The sequence below is a fragment of the Cupriavidus sp. 05T41 genome (genome assembly GCF_056396525.1).
In genome coordinates, this window is record NZ_JBFTLQ010000010.1 from 47679 (window position 1) to 68357 (window position 20679).

Consider the following 20679-nt stretch of genomic DNA (forward strand, 5'->3'; position numbering starts at 1 on the left):
GCAGACCATGTACGCATTCAATTTCGAACGCGCCGCCGATGCCAAGTCCGCGGTGGCCCGGCTCAAGGCCGATGCCGACGCCAAGTTCCTCGGCGGCGGCCAGAGCCTGCTGGCCGCGATGAAGCTGCGGCTGGCGGCGCCTTCGGCGCTGGTGGACGTGTCGCGCATCGCCGGCATGGCCGATATCCGCATGGACAACGGCGAACTGGTGATCGGCGGGGCCGCGCGCCATGCCGATGTGGCGGCCAGTGCCGAGGTGGCCAGGGCGATTCCCGCGCTGGCCGCGCTGGCGGGCGGCATCGGCGATCGCCAGGTGCGCGCCATGGGCACGCTGGGCGGCTCGCTGGCCAACGACGATCCCGCCGCCTGCTATCCGGCCGCGGTGCTTGCCCTGAACGCCACGGTGGTGACCGACCGCCGCAATATCACCGCCGACAACTTCTTCAAGGGGCTCTACGAAACGGCGCTCGAACCCGACGAACTGATCACCGCGGTACGGTTCCCGCTGCCCGAGCAGGCTGCCTATGTGAAGTTCCGCAACCCGGCCTCGCGTTTCGCGCTGGTGGGCGTGATGGTGGCGCGCTTCGGCAAGACGGTACGCGTGGCGGTCACCGGCGCGGCCGACAGCGTGTTCCGCTGCGCGCCGCTGGAGCAGGCGTTGTCCGCCAGCTTCACGCCGGCCGCGGCGCGCGCGGCGACAGTGGATGCGAGCCGGCTGAGCACCGACCTGCACGCGTCGGCGGAGTACCGGGCGCATCTGATCCCGGTGCTGGCTGCCAGGGCGGTGGAACAGGCCAGCCAGGGCTGAGGCAAGGCGGGCGCCTTCGCCGTATCGGGCGCCCGCCCTCTCCCCCGGCCCCGCTCCCGCAAGTGGGCAAGCAGGAGAGGGGAACGGACCGACCGCGGGCAGGAAGCGCGGGAGGACCGTACAGAGAAGCGGGCGGCCCGCCGGCTTTCTCCTCTCTCCCGTCCACGGCAGCAGCGCCGGGGGAGAGGGCAGGCACTCACAGCGCCAACCGCCTATCACATCGAATCACCGCCCTTTCCAGCACCCGGCATCACATCCCACCATGCTCCCCACGTCCATCGACCACACCGCCGCCCTGCTGGAGGCGCAGCAATATTTCGCCGACCGCGAGACCGCCACCGTGCTCTACCTGGCGCTTCGCATGCAACGCCCGCTCTTCCTGGAAGGCGAGCCCGGCGTAGGCAAGACGGCGCTGGCGCGCGCCATCGCGGGCGCGCTCGGCACGCGGCTGCTGCGCCTGCAATGCTACGAAGGCCTGGATGCGTCCAGCGCGCTGTACGAATGGGACTATCCGCGCCAGATCATGGCGCTGCGCCTGGCGGAGGCGCGCGGCGAGCGGCCCGAGGCGCAATCGCTCTACCATGACGATTTCCTGCTCAAGCGTCCCCTGCTGGAATCGCTGCTGCCCGACCCGGCGGCGCCGGACATGCCGCGCGTGCTGCTGATCGACGAGATCGACCGTGCCGACGAGCCGTTCGAGGCCTTCCTGCTGGAAGTGCTGTCCGAATACCAGGTCTCGATTCCCGAGATCGGCGTGGTGCAGGCCGAGCAAGCCCCGCTGATCGTGGTCACGTCCAACCGCACCCGCGAGGTGCACGACGCACTCAAGCGCCGCTGCCTGTACCAGTGGATGGGCTATCCGCAGCGCGAGCGCGAACTGCAGATCGTGGCCGCGCGCGCGCCAGAGGCCGCGGCCGCGCTGCAGCACGAGGCCATCGACTTCGTCCACGGATTGCGCGGCATCGATCTGTTCAAGGCGCCCGGCATCGCCGAGGCGATCGACTGGTGCCGCGCGCTGGCCGCGCTCGGCGTGACCGAGCTCGACCCGCAATCGGTGCGCGACACCCTGGGCGTGCTGCTGAAGTACCAGGACGACCTGGCCCGCGTGGACGGCCCCACCGTGGCCGAACTGCTGGCCAGCCCGCCGGGAGCCTGAGGCATGCCGAGGCTGCATCCGGACGCCAGGCCCGCCGGCACGCCCGTCGGCGGCACCCTGCCCATGCTGGCGCGCAACGTCACGCACTTCGTGCGGCTGCTGCGCGACGCCGGCTTCGCGCTATCCCCCGCGCACGCGGTGGATACGCTGCTGGCGCTGCAGTACGTCGACATCGGCCAGCGCGGCGAAGTGCGCGCGGCGATGGCGGCGCTGATGGTCAACGGCCCCGACCAGCGGCCCCTGTTCGATGCCGCCTTCGACCTGTTCTGGCGCGACCCCGACTGGGAGGGCAAGCTGCGCGCCCTGCTGCTGCCGCGCGTGGACGCCGGGGCCCCGCCGCCGCAGCGCAGCAACCGCCTGGCCGACGCCCTTGCCGCGCAGCGCCCGCCCCAGGCCAGCCAGCGCGGCAAGGAGAACGAGGAACGCTTCACTGCGCCGCTCACCTTCTCGGCGCAGGAACGGCTTGCCAGGCGCGACTTCGAGACGCTTGGCGCCGAGGAATGGCGCGCACTGCAGCATATGATCCGCTCCCGCCACACGCGGCTGGCCACCGAGCGCACGCGCCGGCTGCGCCCCGCCGCCAGCGGCCCGCGCGCCGACCTGCGCGCCAGCTCGCGGCTGGCGGTGCGCCAGCAAGGCGAGTGGCTGCGCTGGAAATTCCGCCGCCATGCCGAACGCCGGCCGCCCCTGGTGCTGCTGCTCGACATCTCCGGCTCGATGAGCCAGTACTCGCGCGCGGTACTCTACTTCTGCCACGCGCTGACGCAGTCGCGCGAGCGCCTCTCGGTCTTCCTGTTCGGCACCCGCCTGACCAATATCACCCGCTCGCTGCGCGAACGCGACCCCGACGAGGCGGTCGAGGCGATCACCGGCCAGGTGCGCGACTGGGCCGGCGGCACCCGCATCGGCGCGGCGCTGGCCACCTTCAACCGGCAATGGGCGCGCCGCACGCTGTCCGGCCGCGCCACCGTGCTGCTGGTCACCGATGGCCTCGACCATGAGGATATCGACCTGCTCGGCACGGAAATGGCGCGCCTGCGCCGCTTCGCCCATCGCATCCTCTGGCTCAATCCGCTGCTGCGCTACCCGGGCTTCACCCCCCAGGCGCGTGGCGTGCAGGCCATCCTGCCGCACGTGGATGCGCTGCGCTCGGCACACAACCTGGACAGCCTGTTCGCGCTCGAATCATTGCTGGCCGAGCCCCGTCATGAACTGCCCGCCTTCGCGCCGCCCGCCGCGCGCGACGCCATGCCCGCCATGCGGACAACGCCCGGCAGGCACAACAAGGAGACCGCCCCACCATGGAAATGACACAGACACGGCAACTGCCGGTGGCCCAGCAAGCCGCCTGGGAAGCCCTCAACGATACTGCCCTGCTCAAGCAGTGCATCCCAGGATGTGAGAGCATCGAGGCTGACGGCGACAACGACAACGCCTACCTGCTGGCGCTGACCGCCGCGGTAGGCCCGGTCAAGGCGCGCTTCAAGGGGCGCATGGCCCTGCAGGACATCCAGGCACCCGACAGCTACACCATCCAGTTCGACGGCCAGGGCGGCGCGGCCGGCTTCGGCAAGGGCAGCGCGCGCGTGACGCTGGCGCCCGAGGGCGACCACACGCTGCTGACCTACACGGTCAGCGCCCAGGTCGGCGGCAAGATCGCGCAGATCGGCTCGCGGCTGGTGGATGCGGCGGCGCGCAAGATGGCCGACGCCTTCTTCGACCGCCTTACCGCGGCGCTGGGAGGCGCCACGCAAGCGGATGCCGGTACCGGAGACGATGTCGCCAGGGACGAGGTGGCGCCCGCCGAGGGCAGCGCACCCGATGAACAGAACGGTGAGACAAAGCGGAAACGATCATGGACAGCGTGGATCTCGAAGTCCTGAAGTGCAGCGTGCGCTGGCTGGCCGAAGGCCACCGCGCGCTATTGGTGACGGTGGTCAGGACCTGGGGCTCCTCGCCCCGCCCGGAGGGCGCCATGCTGGCGGTGCGCGATGACGGCCTGGTGGTCGGCTCGGTATCGGGCGGCTGCATCGAGGACGACATCATCGACCGGGTGCGCCGCGAAGGCATCGCCGGCTCACGCCCGGAGGCCGTCAAGTACGGTATCAGCGCCGAGGAAGCGCACCGCTTCGGCCTGCCCTGCGGCGGCACCATCGAACTGGTGAGCGAGCCGCTGAGCGCGGTCAGCGGCCTGGAAGACCTGCTCGCCGCCGTGGAAAACGGCAGGCTGGTGGCGCGCACGCTGGACATGGCCACCGGCCGCGCCACGCTCGGCCACGCCGAGGCCGCCGACGGGCTGTCGTTCGACGGCAGCACCCTGCTCACCATCCACGGGCCGCGCTACCGCATGCTCGTGATCGGCGCCGGACAACTCTCGAAATACCTGTCGCAGATCGCGGTGGGCCTGGGCTTCCAGGTCACCGTGTGCGATCCGCGCGAGGAATACACCGAGACCTGGGACATCCCCGGCGTCACCATGGTGCGCACCATGCCGGACGACACGGTGATGGACATGAAGCTCGACGAGCGCAGCGCCGTGATCGCCGTCACCCACGATCCCAAGCTCGACGACCTGGCCCTGATGGAGGCGCTGCGCACGCGCGCCTTCTACGTGGGCGCGCTGGGTTCGCGCCGCAACAACCAGGCGCGCCGCGAGCGGCTCAAGGAATTCGATCTCAACGAAGTGCAGCTGGCGCGGCTGCACGGCCCGGTCGGCATCTATATCGGCAGCCGCACGCCGCCGGAGATCGCCATCTCGATCCTGGCCGAAGTGGTGGCCGCCAAGAACCACGTGTCGCTGCCCGACATCCTGCAGGTCGAAGGCGCCAAGGCCGCCCGCGAACTGGCGGCGGACGCCGGCAGTTCCTGCGGCACCGACCAGTGACCAGTCGCTCCGACGGCGCCGACCCGCTGGCCGGCCCCATCAGCGACGCCACCAAGGTGGTGTTCAACGCCGCCGAGCCGCCCACCGGGATCTTGCTGGCAGCGGGCTTCGGCCGCCGCTTCGACGCCAGCGGCAGGCAGAACAAGCTGCTCGCCAGGCTGCCGGACGGCCAGACCGTGGCCGGGCGCAGCGCGCGCTCCCTGGCCAACACCCTGCCCGGTGCCCTGGCGGTGATCCGCCCGGGCCACGCCGAGCTGGCGGCCGAATTGAGGCAGGCCGGCTGCCGCGTGCTCGAAGCGCCGGCCGCCGAGGCGGGCATGGGCGCGGCGCTGGCCGCGGCGGTCGCCGCCACGGCGCAAGCGCGCGGCTGGGTGGTGGCGCTCGCCGACATGCCGTGGCTGCCAGCCGGACTGGTGCGCGCGGTGGCGCTCACCATCACCACGCCCGACGCCATCGCCGCGCCCTGGCGCGATGGCCGGCGCGGGCACCCGGTGGGATTTGGGGCCGCCTGGCGCGACACGCTGCTCAGGCTGGACGGCGACGAAGGCGCGCGCGCCTTGCTCAAGACGCAGGCGGTGATACGGATCCTGACCGAGGATGACGGCGCCTTCAGGGACGTGGATGTCGCCGGGGACCTGGAAGGCTGACCACAGCCTTCCGGCGGGCGGCGCGCCTTAGTTGGCGTCCGCCTCGCTCAGCGCCCGCAGGTACTCCCGCCGCCACCAGTGCACGTCCTGCGCGCGGATGCGTTCCAGCAGTTTCTGGTGGCGCGACTGGCGCTCGGCCAGCGGCATGTGCAGCGCCTGCTGGATCGCCTGGGCGGTGGCGTTGATATCGTAGGGATTGACCAGCAGGGCCTCGCGCAACTGCTCGGCGGCACCGGCAAAGCGCGACAGCACCAGCACGCCGGGATCGTCCGGGTCCTGCGCGGCGACGAACTCCTTGGCCACCAGGTTCATGCCGTCGCGCAAGGGCGTGACCAGGGCCACGCGGCAGGCGCGGCACAGGCCCGGCAGGCGGCGCCGCGCCGTGGTGCGGTGGATGTAGCGCACCGGCATCCAGTCCAGCTCGCCATACTCGCCGTTGATGGCGCCCGACAGCCCCTCCATCTCGCGCCGCAGGTCCGCGTAGGCGTCCACCGTCTCGCGCGACGGCGCGGCAATCTGGATCAGCGTGGCGCTGCGGCGGTTCTCGGGATACTGCGCCATCAGCGCGCGCACCGCCTTGAGGCGCTGGGGCAGGCCCTTGGAATAATCCAGGCGGTCGATGCCGAGCAAGAGCCGGCGCGTGGCGTACTGGCCCCGCATCATCTCGTAGGTCTCGCGCGATTCCTCGCCGCGGCCCAGCGCAGCGAACTCGTCCACGTCGATGCCGATCGGGAAGGCCTGCGCGCGCACCGTGCGGTGGAAGGCGCGGAAGCGGTTGTCGCCCATCGGCTCGGCCTGCGCCTCGCGCTGCACGTAGCGCGAGAAATGCTCCAGGTCCAGCTGGCTCTGGAAGCCGATCAGGTCATAGGCGAACAGCGCGCGCATCAGCCATTCGTGCTGCGGGATCGCGGCCAGGATCAGCGGCGGCGGCAACGGGATATGCAGGAAAAAGCCGATGCGCTGGCCGCAGCCCATGGCGCGCAGCTCGGACGCCAGCGGGATCAGGTGGTAGTCGTGGATCCAGATCACGTCGTCGGGGCGCAGCAGCGGCGCGAGCTTGCGCGCGAACAGCTGGTTGACGCGCCGGTACACGTTCAGATGCGCGGAATCGAAGTCCGCCAGGTCGATGCGATAGTGGAACACCGGCCACAGCACGCCGTTGCTATACCCCTGGTAATACGAGTCGTGGTCCTCGCGGCACAGGTCCACCGTGGCCAGCGTGACATTGCCCGCCTGCTGGATATGCAGTTCGCCCTCGCCCGGCGTGCCGCCCTGCGCCGCCTCCACGGTCTTGCCGCTCCAGCCGAACCAGACCCCGCCGGTGGCCTTGAGCGCCTCGCCCAGCGCCACCGCCAGTCCGCCCGCGGCAATGTTGCGGGGATCGGCCACGCGATTGGATACCGCAACTAGTCTGCCCATATCGTCCTTTGTCGTTCCACGCCCGGCTCAGCCGGTCAGATCACCGCGTCCCACGGCGCCGACAGGCGCGTGGCGCCGTTGATCAAGCCCACCATCGAATAGGTCTGCGGGAAGTTGCCCCACATCTCGCCGGTCACCGGGTGGGTATCCTCGGACAGCAGGCCGAGCGGATTGCGCGCCGCCAGCATGGCTTCGAAGATCTCGCGCGCCTCTTCGCGGCGCCCCACGCGGGCCAGCGCGTCGATGCGCCAGAAAGTGCAGATGTTGAAGGCGGTCTCGGGCCTGCCGAAATCGTCCGGCGCCTCGTAGCGGCGCATGTAGGGCCCGTCGCACAGCGAGGCTTCCATCGCCTCGAGCGTGGACATGAAGCGCTCGTCCTGCGGCGCGATGAATCCCACCTCGGCCATCAGCAGCACGCTGGCGTCCAGCTCGCGTCCGCCGAAGCTCTCGGCGAAGGCCTTGCGCTCCTCGCTCCAGGATTCGCGCACGATGCGCTCTTTCATGACGTCGGCGTGCTGGCGCCAGTACGCGGCGCGGTCCGGCAGCTGCAGCGCGTCGCCGACCTTGGCCAGGCGGTCGCAGGCGGCCCAGCTCATCAGCGCCGACGAGGTGTGCACGCGCGCGCGGGTGCGCAGCTCCCACATGCCGGCGTCGGGCGTGCCGAACACGCGCACCGCCTGCTCGCCCACGGTTTCCAGCACGCGGTATTCGGCGGCCCCGCCCCGGTGCAGCAGGCGATGGTCGTGGAAGGCCTGCGCCGCGCCCAGCACCACGTTGCCGTAGACATCGTGCTGGAAGTGCTCCTGCGCCTGGTTGCCCACGCGCACCGGGCCCATGCTGCGGTAGCCCGGCAAGTGATCGAGCACGCTCTCAGGCAGTTCCAGCTCCAGCCCGATGCCGTACAGCGGCTGGATATGACCGTCCTTGGACTGCATCACCACATTGGACAGCCAGCGCAGGTAGTCCTCCATGGTGCCCACCTCGGACAGGCTGTTGAGTGCGCGGATCACGAAAAAGGCGTCGCGCAGCCAGCAGAAGCGGTAGTCCCAGGTGCGGCCGCTGCCGGGCGCCTCCGGAATGCTGGTGGTCATGGCCGCGACGATGGCGCCAGTTTCCTCGAACAGCGACAGCTTGAGCGTGATGGCGGCGCGGATCACCGCGTCCTGCCATTCGCGCGGCACCGCCAGGCGCCGGCTCCACATGCGCCAGTAGGCGGTGGTTTCCTGCTCGAAGTCGCGCGCGATCTCCTCCACCCCGCCCTGCAGCGTTTCGTCGGGGCCGAGGATGAAGTCATGGTCGCGCGTGAGCAGGAATGGCGTCTGCGACAGCACATAGGTCAGCGGCGCGTTGGTCGTCATGCGCAGGGTCATGCCGTCGCCGATATAGCGTACGTGGCTGCTGCCCCGCGTGATCTCCGGCACCACGCGGCCCCAGTCGAAACGCGGCGCCACCGTGACGCGCACCCGCGGCGCGCCACGGATGGGGCGGATGCGGCGGATCAGCGTGGTGGGCCGGAAGTAGCGGCCGAGGCGGAAGAAGCGCGGCGCGAAATCGGTGATCTCCATGCAGTTGTTGTGGCGGTCCGTCAGCCGCGTGCGCAGCACCGCGGTGTTCGGCTCGTACCATTGCTGCGCTTCCTGGAAGTCCTCGATCTCGATGGCGAAGTGGCCGGCGTTTTCGCTGGGATCGAGCAGCGCATTGAAGACCGGGTCGCCGTCGAAGCGCGGCAGGCAGCACCAGACAAAGCGGCCGCGCCCGTCGACCAGCGCGGAGATCGCGCAGTTGCCGATCATGCCCATCGAGAGCGACGGATCGGCGTGTTGGCGCGCGGCGGCGCGCGGACGGTTGTCCTCGGTGGATGGTTGGCTCACAGCGAATTCCCCCTCAAGACGTCGTTGCGGATGTGGAAGCGGCCCCGGCGGCAGCCATGACTTCCAGCGCCTTGGCCGAACGATGCAGCCAGCAGCGCAGCGCCGCCGGCCCGGTCACGCTGACCGTGGCCGCGCTGGGGCGCTGGCCGACCAGCACGCCCACGCCGCCCAGGCGGCGCACCACGGCGAAGCCGGCTTCGTCGGTGATGTCGTCGCCGGCGAACAGCGGCGTGCGCCGCGCGAACGGCGGGCCGCGCATGAAGGTGTCGATGGCGCCGCCCTTGTCCACGCCGGCCGGCTTGAACTCGACCACCATCTTGCCGTGCAGGAGTTCGACGCCGGGCACGCCGGCCGCCAGCGTCGCGGCAAAGTTGCGTACCAGGCCCTCGAGTTCGGGAACGGCGCGATAGTGCACCGCGACCGCGACGGATTTGCGTTCCAGCTGCAACCCGGGGTGGGCGCTGACCAGCGCCTGCAGCGGCGGCAGCAGCAAGGGCACGCCGGGATCGGGCTCGCGCAGGCGGTGGCCGCCCGCGTCACGCAACTCCGCGCCGTGCACGCCGGCAGCCGGCAGCCGCAAAGGCTTGAGGAAGTCGTCCAGCTCGGCGATCGGCCGGCCGGACACCAGCGCGAGGGCGCCGTCCAGGTGACGATGCAGGGCGCGCAACGTCCCCACCAGTTCCGGTTCGACCTGTACGAGATCAGGGCGTGGCGCAAGGTCAGCCAGCGTACCGTCGAAATCCAGGAACAGCGCCGTGTTTGCTTCGATAAGAGGTAAGGGAGGCATTGCATTACACCGTAGCAGAGTGTTTTGACAGCGTCCACCGGACGGCGTCCTACATGGTGCGCCGGCGCGCGCGCCGCGTCACGGCGGTGCCTGCGCCGGCACTGGGCGGCTGCCGCGCCCGCGCGCACGTGCGCTCGCCTGCCCTTGGCGGCGAGGGGCTTGCCGGTCCGGCCGGCGCTCCGGGTGCCGGCACAAGCATCGGGGTGGCGCGCCATCCTTTATCATTGACGGTTTCGCCTACCCCGCCCTGGCTGTCCACGATGACCCGCAAACCCGACTACCTGAGAAAAATCCTGACCACCAAAGTGTATGACGTGGCGCAGGAAACCGATCTCACCTTTGCCCAGCAGTTGTCCGCGCGCACCGGCAACTCGGTGTGGTTCAAGCGCGAGGACACCCAGCCGGTGTTCTCGTTCAAGCTGCGGGGCGCCTACAACAAGATGGCATCGCTGTCGCCGGAGGAACTCAGGCGCGGCGTGATCGCCGCCTCGGCCGGCAACCATGCGCAGGGCGTGGCGCTGTCGGCGGCGCGCCTGAAGTGCAAGGCGGTGATCGCCATGCCGGTCACCACCCCGCAGGTAAAGATCGATGCGGTGCGCGAGCACGGCGGCGAGTGGGTCGAGATCGTGCTGCACGGCGACTCCTACAGCGACGCCTACAACCATGCCGCGGAACTGGAAAAGAAGCACAAGCTGACCTTCATCCACCCGTTCGACGACCCGGACGTGATCGCCGGCCAGGGCACCGTCGCCATGGAGATCCTGCGCCAGCATCCGGGGCCCCTGCATGCCGTGTTCGTGGCGATCGGCGGCGGCGGGCTGATCTCCGGCATCGCGTCCTACATCAAGGCCGTGCGCCCCGAGATCAAGGTGATCGGCGTGCAGACCATGGATTCCGACGCGATGAAACGCTCGGTCGACGCGGGCAAGCGCGTGGAACTCAAGGAAGTGGGCCTGTTCTCGGACGGCACCGCGGTCAAGCTGGTCGGCAAGGAAACCTTCCGCATCACGCGCGAGCTGGTCGACGAGATCGTGCTGGTGGACACCGACGCGATCTGCGCCGGCCTCAAGGATGTGTTCCAGGACACCCGCAGCATCCTCGAGCCGGCCGGCGCCATGGCCGTGGCCGGCCTCAAGCTCTACGCCGAGCGCGAGAAGCTCAAGGGCAAGCACCTGGTGGCCATCGCCTGCGGCGCCAACATGAACTTCGACCGCCTGCGCTTCGTGGCCGAACGCGCCGAGGTGGGCGAGGCGCGCGAAGCCGTGTTCGCGGTCAGCATCCCCGAGGAGCGCGGCAGCTTCAGGCGCTTCTGCGAACAGGTCGGCACGCGCAACGTGACCGAGTTCAACTACCGCATCGCCGACAACAGCATGGCGCATATCTTCGTCGGCGTGCAGATCGCCAGCCGCGCGGAGAACGACAAGATCGCCGCGGGCTTCCGCCGCCACGGCTTCGATACGCTGGACCTGTCCAACAACGAGCTGGCCAAGCAGCATATCCGCTACATGGTGGGCGGCCATTCGCCGCTGGCGCATGACGAACTGCTGTACCGCTTCGAGTTCCCCGAGCGCCCGGGCGCGCTGATGCGCTTTCTCTCCAGCATGAGCCCGAACTGGAACATCAGCCTGTTCCACTACCGCAACCAGGGCGGCGACACCTCCAATATCCTGGTCGGCATCCAGGTGCCCAAGAACGAGAAGCGCGCGTTCCGCGCCTTCCTCGCCACGCTCGGCTATGTACACTGGGAAGAGACCGAGAACCCTGTCTACAAGCTGTTCCTGTCCTGAATCGCCGACCCCGCCAGCTGGCTTTCTCCCCCGGCCCCGCGCCCACCGAAGTGGGCGCGGGGAGAAAACCAAACCGGAGCCCCCATGAGCCTTCCCGAACATTCGCCGCTGGGCAAGCCCTCGGCCTACAAGACCGAATACGATCCCACCCTGCTGTTCCCGATCCCGCGCCAGCCCAAGCGCACCGAGATCGGCCTGGCCGAAGGCCGCGCCCTGCCGTTCTTCGGCGTGGACATCTGGAACGCCTACGAACTGTCGTGGCTGAACCTGAAGGGCAAGCCGCAAGTCGCGCTGGCCAGCTTCATCATTCCCGCCGACACGCCGAATATCGTCGAGTCCAAGTCGTTCAAGCTCTACCTGAACTCGTTCAACCAGAGCAAGATCGCCTCGCCCGAGGCGTTGCAGCAACTGCTGCACCATGACCTCTCGGAAGCCACCGGCGGCACCGTGCAGGTACGGCTGGTGACCGAGGCCGAACTAGGCGGCCAGAAGATGGGCGAGCTGGACGGCGTGCCGCTGGACCGCCTCGACATCGAGACCGATATCTATGAGCCCGCGCCGCACCTGCTGCGCGCCAGCCAGGACGAATCGCCGGTGGAAGAGACGCTGGTGTCGCACCTGCTCAAGTCCAACTGCCTGGTCACGGGCCAGCCCGACTGGGGCAGCGTGCAGATCCGCTACGTGGGCGCGCCGATCAACCAGGAAGGCCTGCTCAAGTACCTGATCTCGTTCCGCAACCACAACGAATTCCACGAGCAATGCGTGGAGCGGATCTTCACCGACGTGATGCGCCAGTGCAAGCCGGTGAAGCTGGCGGTCTACGCGCGCTATACGCGCCGCGGCGGGCTCGACATCAACCCGTTTCGCACCAACTTCAACACGCCCTGGCCGGACAACCGCAGGAACGCGCGGCAATAGGAAATAGGGGCGATGGCGCCGGACCCGGCGCTCAGAACTCCGCGTGCAGCCGCACGCCGTAGAACGTGGCCGGACCGCGGTCGCGGTTGTAGCCGGGATTGCGGACGTACTGGAAGTCCGGGCTGATGCTCAGGTACTTCACCGGCTGGAAGCTGTAGTACAGCTCCAGCACCTGCTCCGGGCCGTAGCGCAGCGCGCCGTCACCGAGGAACGCGCCCATCCCGCCCGCCGCCAGGTAGGCCTGGTGGCGCGAACCCAGCATGTTCACCGCCAGCGCCAGGCCCACCGCGTCGCGCGGCCGGCCCCAGGCATTGCCATTGAGCACGCCGCCCGCCGACACCTGCCGGCCGATCTCGGTAAAGGCGTAGGTCTCGGTCTTGTCGTCGGACATGCTGGCCCGTGCGAACACCCCCAGCGAATCGTTGACCCGTTGCAGCAAGGTCAGGCCCACGCCGATCTTGGCGTGTTCCTCGCGCACATTGGCCAGGTCCGGCGTGGTGCCGGTGGCGGCGCCGAACTGCACGGCATCGCTGAACGCGCCCATGCGCGCCTTGTTGCGGAAGAACAGCAGGCGCGCCGTACCGGGCTGGCCCGCGATGCTGTAGCGCTTCTCCAGCTCGAGGATGTCGCCATAGTGCTGGAACATGCGCGTGTCCAGTTCCAGCCCGTTGGATTCCAGCGGCTGCAGGAAGCGGCCGATCCGCGCCGACCAGCTGTCGCCGATATACTCCAGCGCCACGCCCCAGTCATAGCCGCGCGCATCGGCCGGATAGTCGAAGGCGCCGTGCGTCAGGAACGACCAGTTCATGAACTGGCTACGCGGGTCCGAACCGAATTCATTCAGGTCGAACACATCGAGCACGCCGAAGTTGCCCGCGGTCAGCACCACGCGGCGCTTGTCGACGTTGCCGGCGAACTGGTTGAAATCCGCCTCCACCTCCTCGCTGCCGCCGCCCAGGCCCCAGGTCTGCCGGACGAAGGCGCGCGCGCGGTAGAACACCGGGGTGGTGCTCGACGCCTTGGCCAGCTCGCCGTTGGTAAGGCCGCCCATGCCGTGCAGCCCGGAGAACGGCACGCCCTGCGTCACTTCCGGGTTGAAATGGAATTCGGCGCCGCGCCACAGGCGCAGCCCGAGGTCGAGCGTGGTGCTGAACGAATAGCTCTTGGCACGCGCGGTGCCCAGGCTGTTCTCGCCCGAATAGGCCGCGCCGAACGACGGCTTGCGCTGCCAGATATAGGTGGTCTGGCCGTGGAAGGAGAACGGCGAATCGACGGAATTGACGAGATCGGCCGGCGCCACCACCGCGCTGCCGTCCGCGCTCGCGCCTTGCACCGCTTCCTGCGCCTGCGCCGGCGCCATGCCCGCGCAGGCCGCGAGCGACAGGGCGGCCGCCGACAGGCGGCAGGCGGAAGCGGACAGGCGAAGCCGCGCCGGGGCGGCAAGGAAACGACGAAGCAACATGGAAAATCCGGGGAGAAACGGGAGAAACGGGAGCCTGCGGCGCGAATATGCGACCGAGTGGATCGGCGGACGAAGCATAGCCAAGGGTTTATGACATGTCTACCTTGTATTGCTGCAACGCAACATGAAACGGTGCTGACCGAGCCATGTCGCCAAAGGCCGTCTTTGTAACCGCGCTTGAATTAATTAACTCACCAATTAATATTAGGTCAGTTGCCTGAGACGTACCACCAATGCCCACCGATCGCCCATCCCCGCCCCGTCGCCCGGGCCGCCCCGTCGCCGCCGACAAAGCCGCCGCGGCCGGCCAGCGCGCGCAGTTGCTCGACGCCGCCACCACCCTGTTCGCGCAGCACGGCGTGGCCGCCACGCCGATCAAGACCATCGCCAGCCATGCCGGCGTCACGCCCGCGCTGGTGCACTACTACTTCCGCGACCGCGACCAGCTGCTCGACGCGGTGGTGGACGAGCGCCTGCAGCCGCTGGTGGAACAGGTGTTCGCGCCCGCCCTGGCGGACCCGGCCGAGCCCACGGCCATGCTGGTCGGCATCGCCGCGCGGCTGATCCGCATCGCCGCGGCCACGCCGTGGTTCCCCGGGCTGTGGATCCGCGAGATCGTCAGCGTGGAGGGCCAGTTGCACCAGCGCGTGCTCCAGAAGATCGCGCTGCAGCGCGCCGGCCTCGTCACCGGCCGCCTGGCCGCGGCGCGCGCGGCCGGCGCGCTCAACGCCGGCCTGGAGCCGCCGCTGCTGATGGTGTCCCTGATCGGCCTGACGCTGTTGCCGCTGGCCACCACGCATATCTGGCAGCGCCTGCCCGGCGCCGAAACGGTCGACGCCGAAGCGCTGGTGCGCCACGTCAGCGCGCTGCTGGCGCACGGCCTCGCCCCGGCGCCGCCGCCTCCCGGCGTCGCCGGCCCATCCACCCCGCCCTCAGCCTGAAACGGAAACAGCCCTGCGCCCGGGAGCCGAACATGCATCGCTACAGCCCCACCCTTCGCACCACCGCCACGCTCCTGCCCGCCCTCGCCGCCGCGCTGCTCGGCGCCTGCGGCAACAACGCACCACCTTCGTGGCAAGGTTATGTGGAAGGCGAATTCGTCAGCGTCGCCTCGCCCTTCGCCGGGCGGCTGGACAAGCTCTCCGTGCAGCGCGGCCAGCAGGTCGCCGGCGGCGCGCCACTGTTCGCGCTCGAAGCCGACGACGAAACCGCGGCACGCCAGCAGGCGGCAGCGCAATTGCGCACGGCCGAATCGCAGCTTGCCGACCTGCAGACCGGCAAGCGCCCGCCCGAAGTGGACGCCACCCGTGCCCAGCTCGCGCAGGCCCAGGCCAGCGCGGTGCGCAGCGCGGCGCAGTACAAGCGCGACCAGGCGCAGTTCGCCATCGGCGGCATCGCCCAGTCGCAACTCGATGAAAGCCGCGCCACGGCCGCCTCCGATGCCGCCCGCGTGCGCGAACTGCAGCGCGACGTGGAAGTGGCGCGCCTGCCCGGACGCAGCGCCCAGCTTGCCGCGCAGGAGGCCCAGGTGGCCGCCGCGCGCGCCACGCTGGCGCAGGCAGAATGGAAGCTCTCGCGCAAGACCGTGGGCGCGACCCAGGCTGGCCTGGTGTACGACACGCCGTTCCGCCCGGGCGACTGGGTGCCGGCCGGCAGCCCGGTGGTCAGGCTGCTGCCGCCGGGCAACGTCAAGGTGCGCTTCTACGTGCCGGAAACCGTGGTGGGCGCCCTCAGGAACGGCGAGGCGATCCGCGTGCGCTGCGACGGCTGCGCCGCGCCCGTCGATGCCACCGTCAGCTACATCTCCAGCCAGGCCGAGTACACGCCGCCGGTGATCTACAGCAACGAGACGCGCGGCAAGCTGGTGTTCCTGGTGGAAGCGCGCCCGGCGGCAGCCGATGCGCCCAAGCTGCATCCGGGCCAGCCGGTCGAGGTGGCACGGCCATGAACGCGGCACCCGGTCAGGCCACGCCGCGGGCACCGGACGGACCCGGCGGCAACAACGGCAGCCACGGCAACAACGGCGCACTGGTCATCGACGTGCGCGACCTCAGCAAGCGCTACGGCGACAAGGTGGTCGTCGACAAGCTCAGCATGCAGGTGGCGCGCGGCGAGATCTTCGGCTTCCTCGGCCCCAACGGCAGCGGCAAGACCACTTCGATCCGCATGATGTGCGGGCTGCTGACGCCCGACGGCGGCAACGGTACCTGCCTGGGCTACGACATCCTGCGCGAGAGCGCGCAGATCAAGCGGCGCGTGGGCTATATGACGCAGAAGTTCTCGTACTGGGACGACCTCTCCATCCGCGAGAACCTGGATTTCGTGGCGCGCGTGTATGGCATGCCGAAGCGGCGCGAGACCGTGGACCGCGCGCTCGAGGATCTCGGCCTGGCCAGCCGCGCGCAGCAGCTTGCCGGCTCGCTCTCGGGCGGCTGGAAGCAACGCCTGGCCCTCGCCGCCTGCCTGCTGCACGAGCCGCAGCTGCTGCTGCTCGACGAACCCACCGCCGGCGTCGACCCCGCGGCGCGCCGCGATTTCTGGGAGCAGCTGCACCTGCTGGCGGCGCGCGGCATCTCGGTGCTGGTCAGCACACACTATATGGACGAGGCCGAGCGCTGCCACAAGCTCGCGTATATCGCCTACGGCAAGCTGCTGGCGCAAGGCACCGCCGCGGAAGTGGTGGCCGGGCAGAAGCTGGTCACCTGGAGCGTGCAGGGCGACCAGCTCGCCGCGCTGTCCGAACAGCTGCGCGATGCGCCCGGCGTGGAACAGACCGTGGTGTTCGGCAACGCGCTGCACGTCACCGGCCACGACGCGCCCACGCTCGAAGCCACGCTGCGCCGCGTGGCCGGCACGCAGCACCGGATCGAGCGGATCGACACCAGCCTCGAGGACGTCTTCATCCACATGATGAGCGGCGCCGAGGACAATATGCGCGCCGGCAAGCCGGAAGGCGGCAAGGAGAAGAGGCAATGAGCGCCGACCGAACCAAGCCGGACGGCCCGGCGCGCGATGCCGGCGGCGGGCGCTTCGGCTTCTCGCCGCAACGCTGGTGGAGCATCGTCATCAAGGAATTCCTGCAGCTGCGCCGCGACCGCGTCACCTTCGGCATGATCGTGGGCCTGCCCATCATCCAGCTGATGCTGTTCGGCTTCGCCATCAACACCGATCCGCGCCAGCTCACCACGGCGGTGATCGCGGCGGACCACAGCGAGTTCACGCGCTCCTTCGTGGCCGGCATGCAGGCGTCCACGTATTTCCGCGTGACCCGCACGCTGCCCGACGAGGCGGCCGGGCACGAGGCCCTGCGCCGCGGCGACGTGCAGTTCGTGCTCACGATCCCGCCCGACTTCACCGCGCGGCTGCTGCGCGGCGAGCGCCCGGCGCTGCTGGTCGAGGCCGACGCCACCGACCCCTCCGCCACCGGCCAGGCCATCTCCGCGCTGCCGCAGCTGGCGTACTCGGTGGCCGACAAGGACCTGCAGGGCGCGCTCGCGCCCCTGGCCGGCGGCAAGGCACCTTTCGAGGTGCAGGTGCAGCGCCTCTACAATCCGGAGGGCCTTACGCAGTACAACATCATCCCCGGCCTGATGGGCGTGATCCTGACCATGACGATGGTGATGATGACGGGCCTGGCGATGACCCGCGAGCGCGAGCGCGGCACCATGGAGAACCTGCTCGCCACGCCGGTCATGCCGCTCGAGGTGATCACCGGCAAGATCGTGCCCTACGTCTTCATCGGCCTGATCCAGGCCACCATCATCCTGCTCGCGGCGCGCTGGATCTTCCATGTGCCGTTCGTGGGATCGGTGGTCGCCGTCTACCTGGCGTCGCTGCTGTTCATCGCCGCCAACCTGACGGTGGGCATCACGCTGTCGTCGCTGGCGCAGAACCAGCTGCAGGCCGTGCAGCTCACGTTCTTCTATTTCCTCCCGAGCATCCTGCTGTCGGGCTTCATGTTCCCGTTCCAGGGCATGCCGGCCTGGGCGCAGGGGGTCGGCAGCATCCTGCCAATGACCTACTTCAACCGCATGATACGCGGCGTCCTGCTCAAGGGAAACGGCTGGATCGAGCTATGGCCCAACGTCTGGCCGCTGCTCTTGTTCACCGCCGTGGTCATGACCATCGCGCTGCGGTTCTACCGCCGCACACTCGATTAAGGGAGCCGGCCATGCAAGCCCTGCCGCCTCGCGGTTTCACCAGGCCCACGTCCGCCCTGCCGCGCCTGCCGCTCGCCATCCTGGCCGCGGCCGCGCTCTGCTCCTGCGCGGTGGGCCCCGATTTCAAGCTGCCGGCCGCTCCCGGCGGCGACACCTACACCGCCGGCACGCAGCCGCGGCGCACCAGCGCGGCCGACACGCCGGGTGGCCAGGCCCAGGCCCTGCAGGTCGGCGCCGACGTGCCCGCGCAATGGTGGACCCTGTTCCGCAGCCCGGCGCTGGACCTCACCATCCGCGCCGCGCTCGCGGCCAGCCCCACGCTGGCGCAGGCACAGGCGCGGCTGGAGCAGGCGCGCCAGGACCTGGCCGCCAGCACCGGCTCGCTGCTGCTGCCGCGCGTCGACGCCAAGCTCGACACCACGCGCGAGCAGGTCAACCTCGCCTCGGCCGGCATCACCGCGATCCCCAGCCCGGGCCCGTTCACGCTGTACGGCGCCAGCGTCGAAGTGTCCTACACGCTCGACCTGTTCGGCGGCGCGCGGCGCGAGCTCGAAGGCTTGCGCGCGGCGGTGGACTACCAGCGCTTCGAGCTGGAGGCAGCGCGCCTGGCGCTGGCCGGCAACGTGGCCACCGCGGCGATCCGCGAGGCCAGCCTGCGCGCGCAGATTGGCGACACCGAAGCCATCGTGCAGGCCCAGCAGCAGCAGCTCGGCATCACGGAAAAACGCTTCCAGGCCGGCGGCGTGGCCGCGGTCGACGTACAGCGCCAGCGCAACGAGCTGGCGCAGAACCAGGCGCTGCTGCCGGGACTGGCGCAGCAGCTTGCCGCCACGCGCCACCAGCTTGCGGTCTACGTGGGCGAGGCGCCATCGGCCGCCACGCTGCCGGAATTCCGCCTCGAAGACCTGACCCTGCCCGACACGCTGCCGGTCAGCCTGCCGTCGGCGATGGCGCAGCGCCGCCCCGATATCCGCGCCGCCGAAGCGCTGCTGCACCAGGCATCGGCCAATATCGGCGTGGCCACCGCACAGCTCTATCCGCAGCTCACGCTGACCGGCAGCGCCGGCACGCAAGCCATGTCCGCGCGCGACCTGTTCAGCAGCCTCAATGTATGGTCGCTCGCCGCCGGGATCGTGCAGCCGGTCTTCCGCGGCGGCGAGCTGGTGGCGCGCAAGCGCTCGGCCGAAGCGGCCTACGAACAGTCGCTGGCGGCTTACCGGCAGGCCGTACTGGCCGGCCTGCGCGAAGTGGCCGACACCCTGCGCGCGCTCGAGGCCGATGCCGACATACTGCAGGCGCGCGCGCTCAGCGCCCGCCAGACCGGCGACACGCTGAACATCGTGAGGGAGCAGTACCGGCTCGGCGGCGTCAGCCAGCTGGCGGTGCTGGATGCCGAGCGGCAGGATCGCCAGGCGCGGCTGTCGCTGGCGCAGGCCAGGGCGAACCGGTTCTCGGACTCGGCGGCACTGCTGCAGGCGCTGGGCGGCGGCTGGTGGCAGGAACCCGGGCAGGAACCGGGGCACGAACACGGGCAGGCGCGCAGACCGCCCGCCGCCGGCAGGGACCTGGCGTCAGCGTCCCAGGAACGTCCGTAGCCGCCTGACGCCCTCGTCCAGCCTGGCCGTGTCGCAGGCATAGCACCAGCGCACGAAGCCCTCGCCTTCGTCGCCGAACGCGCTGCCCGGCGCGAGACCCAGGTGGGCCTCGCGCACCAGTTGCTTGCACAGCGCGAGGCTGTCGCCGGCACCCTCCAGCCGGAAGAACACATACATCGCCCCTTGCGGCGCATGGACATCCACGCCCGGCACCTCCGCCAGCGCGCCCACCAGATGGTCGCGCGCCGCGCGCAACCTGCCCACCAGCCCGCGCGTGAAGGCCTCGCCTTCGCGCACGGCGACGATGCCCGCCTCCTGCACGAAGGACGGCGCACACGAGGTGTTGTACTCCACCAGCTTGCCGAGGTCGTCGGTCAGCGCCGCGGGCAGCACCATCCAGCCCAGCCGCCAGCCCGTCATCAGCCACGCTTTGGAGAACGAATTCACGCAGATCACGCGCTCGTCGCGGCTGGCGATATCGAGGAAGGACGGCGCCACGGCATCCTCGCCGGCGCCGTAGTAGAGCCGCTCGTAGACTTCGTCGGCGATGATCCAGATACCGTGGCGGCGGCAATGCGCAAGCACCGCCTGCTGGTCGGCGCGCGACATCACCCAGCCGGTGGGGTTGTTGGGCGAATTGATCATCAGCAGGCGCGTGTCCGGCGTGAGCGCGGCCAGCAGCTTGTCGAGGTCGAGCGTCCACCCGTGCGCGCCGTAGTCGAGCGAGACCGTTTCCACCTCGGCGCCGAGGATCTTCGGGATCTCCACCAGGTTGGGCCACAGCGGCGTGACCGCGACGGCGCGGTCGCCGGGGCCGGCCACCAGCTGCGCGGCCAGCATCAGCGCGTTGACGCCGGCGCTGGTGACCACCACGTTGTCCATGGCGGTGGCGCCGTGCAGCGCGCTCACGTAGTCCGCCAGCGCGCTGCGCAGCGGCGCGATGCCGAGATTGTGCGTGTAGAAGGTGGCACCGCCGGCCAGCGCGCGGCTGGCCGCGTCGCGGATAAAGTCCGGCGTGACCTGGTCCGACTCGCCGAACCAGAATGGCAGCACATCGGCCAGGCCGATGCCGGCATTGGCCACCTCGCGGATGCGCGAGGCGCGCAGGTGATGGACGGCGGCGCGGGCTGCGGCCGGGGCGGACGCAAAGCCGGGCTGGCTGGTGGACATCGGCACTCCTTGTGG

At 69.9% G+C, this 20679-nt stretch carries 18 protein-coding genes; 13 read left to right on the forward strand and 5 right to left on the reverse strand.

Annotation, left to right across the window (positions count from 1 at the left end):
- The first annotated feature begins 7 nt into the window (after positions 1-7).
- The 6 genes from AC1DKV_RS08165 to AC1DKV_RS08190 all read left to right on the forward strand — a co-directional run bounded on the left by AC1DKV_RS08165 (position 8) and on the right by AC1DKV_RS08190 (position 5495).
- Positions 8-808: an FAD binding domain-containing protein gene (locus AC1DKV_RS08165; protein WP_441643137.1), complete on the forward strand. Its 801-nt coding sequence runs from the start codon at positions 8-10 to the stop codon at positions 806-808.
- A 262-nt stretch (positions 809-1070) separates the two neighbouring features.
- A complete protein-coding gene (locus AC1DKV_RS08170; protein ID WP_441613641.1) occupies positions 1071-1964 on the forward strand; it encodes an AAA family ATPase in 894 nt (297 codons plus the stop codon).
- 3 nt (positions 1965-1967) lie between these two features.
- The gene (locus AC1DKV_RS08175; protein ID WP_477137591.1) at positions 1968-3275 is read left to right on the forward strand and encodes a vWA domain-containing protein; all 1308 of its coding nucleotides are present in this window, start codon (positions 1968-1970) and stop codon (positions 3273-3275) included.
- Positions 3266-3847 carry an SRPBCC family protein gene (locus AC1DKV_RS08180; protein WP_441613643.1) on the forward strand — a complete coding sequence of 194 codons (582 nt, stop codon included), beginning with the start codon at positions 3266-3268 and terminating at the stop codon, positions 3845-3847. The genes AC1DKV_RS08175 and AC1DKV_RS08180 overlap by 10 nt, the downstream gene beginning before the upstream one ends.
- Complete coding sequence (locus AC1DKV_RS08185; protein WP_441613644.1) at positions 3820-4848, forward strand: XdhC family protein; 1029 nt, start codon at positions 3820-3822, stop codon at positions 4846-4848. Before AC1DKV_RS08180 ends, AC1DKV_RS08185 begins: the two co-directional genes overlap by 28 nt.
- Positions 4849-4886: 38 nt before the next feature.
- Entirely contained in the window at positions 4887-5495 is a 609-nt protein-coding gene (locus AC1DKV_RS08190) for a nucleotidyltransferase family protein (protein WP_441613820.1), read from the forward strand.
- A 27-nt stretch (positions 5496-5522) separates the two neighbouring features.
- On the opposite strand, the gene otsA is transcribed toward AC1DKV_RS08190, so the two are convergent.
- From otsA to otsB, 3 genes are all read right to left on the reverse strand, one after another.
- A complete protein-coding gene (gene otsA / locus AC1DKV_RS08195) occupies positions 5523-6914 on the reverse strand; it encodes an alpha,alpha-trehalose-phosphate synthase (UDP-forming) (protein WP_441613645.1) in 1392 nt (463 codons plus the stop codon).
- Between the two features lie 35 nt (positions 6915-6949).
- A complete protein-coding gene (locus AC1DKV_RS08200; protein WP_477115742.1) occupies positions 6950-8713 on the reverse strand; it encodes a glycoside hydrolase family 15 protein in 1764 nt (587 codons plus the stop codon).
- Between the two features lie 85 nt (positions 8714-8798).
- Positions 8799-9572 (reverse strand): trehalose-phosphatase, encoded by a 774-nt coding sequence (gene otsB / locus AC1DKV_RS08205; protein ID WP_441613647.1) that lies wholly within the window; start codon positions 9570-9572, stop codon positions 8799-8801.
- A 260-nt stretch (positions 9573-9832) separates the two neighbouring features.
- On the opposite strand from otsB, the gene ilvA reads away from it, so the two are divergent.
- Together ilvA and queF are read left to right on the forward strand one after the other, a co-directional pair.
- Positions 9833-11359, forward strand: a complete 1527-nt coding sequence (gene ilvA / locus AC1DKV_RS08210) for a threonine ammonia-lyase, biosynthetic (protein WP_441613648.1) — start codon at positions 9833-9835, stop codon at positions 11357-11359.
- Between the two features lie 84 nt (positions 11360-11443).
- Positions 11444-12277 carry an NADPH-dependent 7-cyano-7-deazaguanine reductase QueF gene (gene queF, locus AC1DKV_RS08215; RefSeq protein WP_441613649.1) on the forward strand — a complete coding sequence of 278 codons (834 nt, stop codon included), beginning with the start codon at positions 11444-11446 and terminating at the stop codon, positions 12275-12277.
- A 31-nt stretch (positions 12278-12308) separates the two neighbouring features.
- On the opposite strand, the gene AC1DKV_RS08220 is transcribed toward queF, so the two are convergent.
- Entirely contained in the window at positions 12309-13637 is a 1329-nt protein-coding gene (locus AC1DKV_RS08220) for a carbohydrate porin (protein ID WP_441613821.1), read from the reverse strand.
- 335 nt (positions 13638-13972) lie between these two features.
- Here AC1DKV_RS08220 and AC1DKV_RS08225 point away from each other — a divergent pair, with 335 nt between their 5' ends.
- From AC1DKV_RS08225 to AC1DKV_RS08245, 5 genes are read left to right on the forward strand one after another with little or no spacing between them, the layout of a single operon-like run.
- Positions 13973-14680: a TetR/AcrR family transcriptional regulator gene (locus AC1DKV_RS08225; RefSeq protein WP_441613650.1), complete on the forward strand. Its 708-nt coding sequence runs from the start codon at positions 13973-13975 to the stop codon at positions 14678-14680.
- A gap of 32 nt (positions 14681-14712) precedes the next feature.
- On the forward strand, positions 14713-15687 hold the full coding sequence (locus AC1DKV_RS08230; RefSeq protein ID WP_441613651.1) for an HlyD family secretion protein: 975 nt from the start codon (positions 14713-14715) through the stop codon (positions 15685-15687).
- On the forward strand, positions 15684-16715 hold the full coding sequence (locus tag AC1DKV_RS08235; protein ID WP_441613652.1) for an ABC transporter ATP-binding protein: 1032 nt from the start codon (positions 15684-15686) through the stop codon (positions 16713-16715). Before AC1DKV_RS08230 ends, AC1DKV_RS08235 begins: the two co-directional genes overlap by 4 nt.
- Complete coding sequence (locus AC1DKV_RS08240; protein ID WP_441643138.1) at positions 16712-17899, forward strand: ABC transporter permease; 1188 nt, start codon at positions 16712-16714, stop codon at positions 17897-17899. The genes AC1DKV_RS08235 and AC1DKV_RS08240 overlap by 4 nt, the downstream gene beginning before the upstream one ends.
- 11 nt (positions 17900-17910) lie before the next feature.
- Positions 17911-19494: an efflux transporter outer membrane subunit gene (locus AC1DKV_RS08245; protein WP_441613654.1), complete on the forward strand. Its 1584-nt coding sequence runs from the start codon at positions 17911-17913 to the stop codon at positions 19492-19494.
- Here the strand turns inward: AC1DKV_RS08245 and AC1DKV_RS08250 are convergent.
- Positions 19471-20664: a pyridoxal phosphate-dependent aminotransferase gene (locus AC1DKV_RS08250; RefSeq protein ID WP_441613655.1), complete on the reverse strand. Its 1194-nt coding sequence runs from the start codon at positions 20662-20664 to the stop codon at positions 19471-19473. The genes AC1DKV_RS08245 and AC1DKV_RS08250 overlap by 24 nt on opposite strands.
- Between the last annotated feature and the right edge of the window lie 15 nt (positions 20665-20679).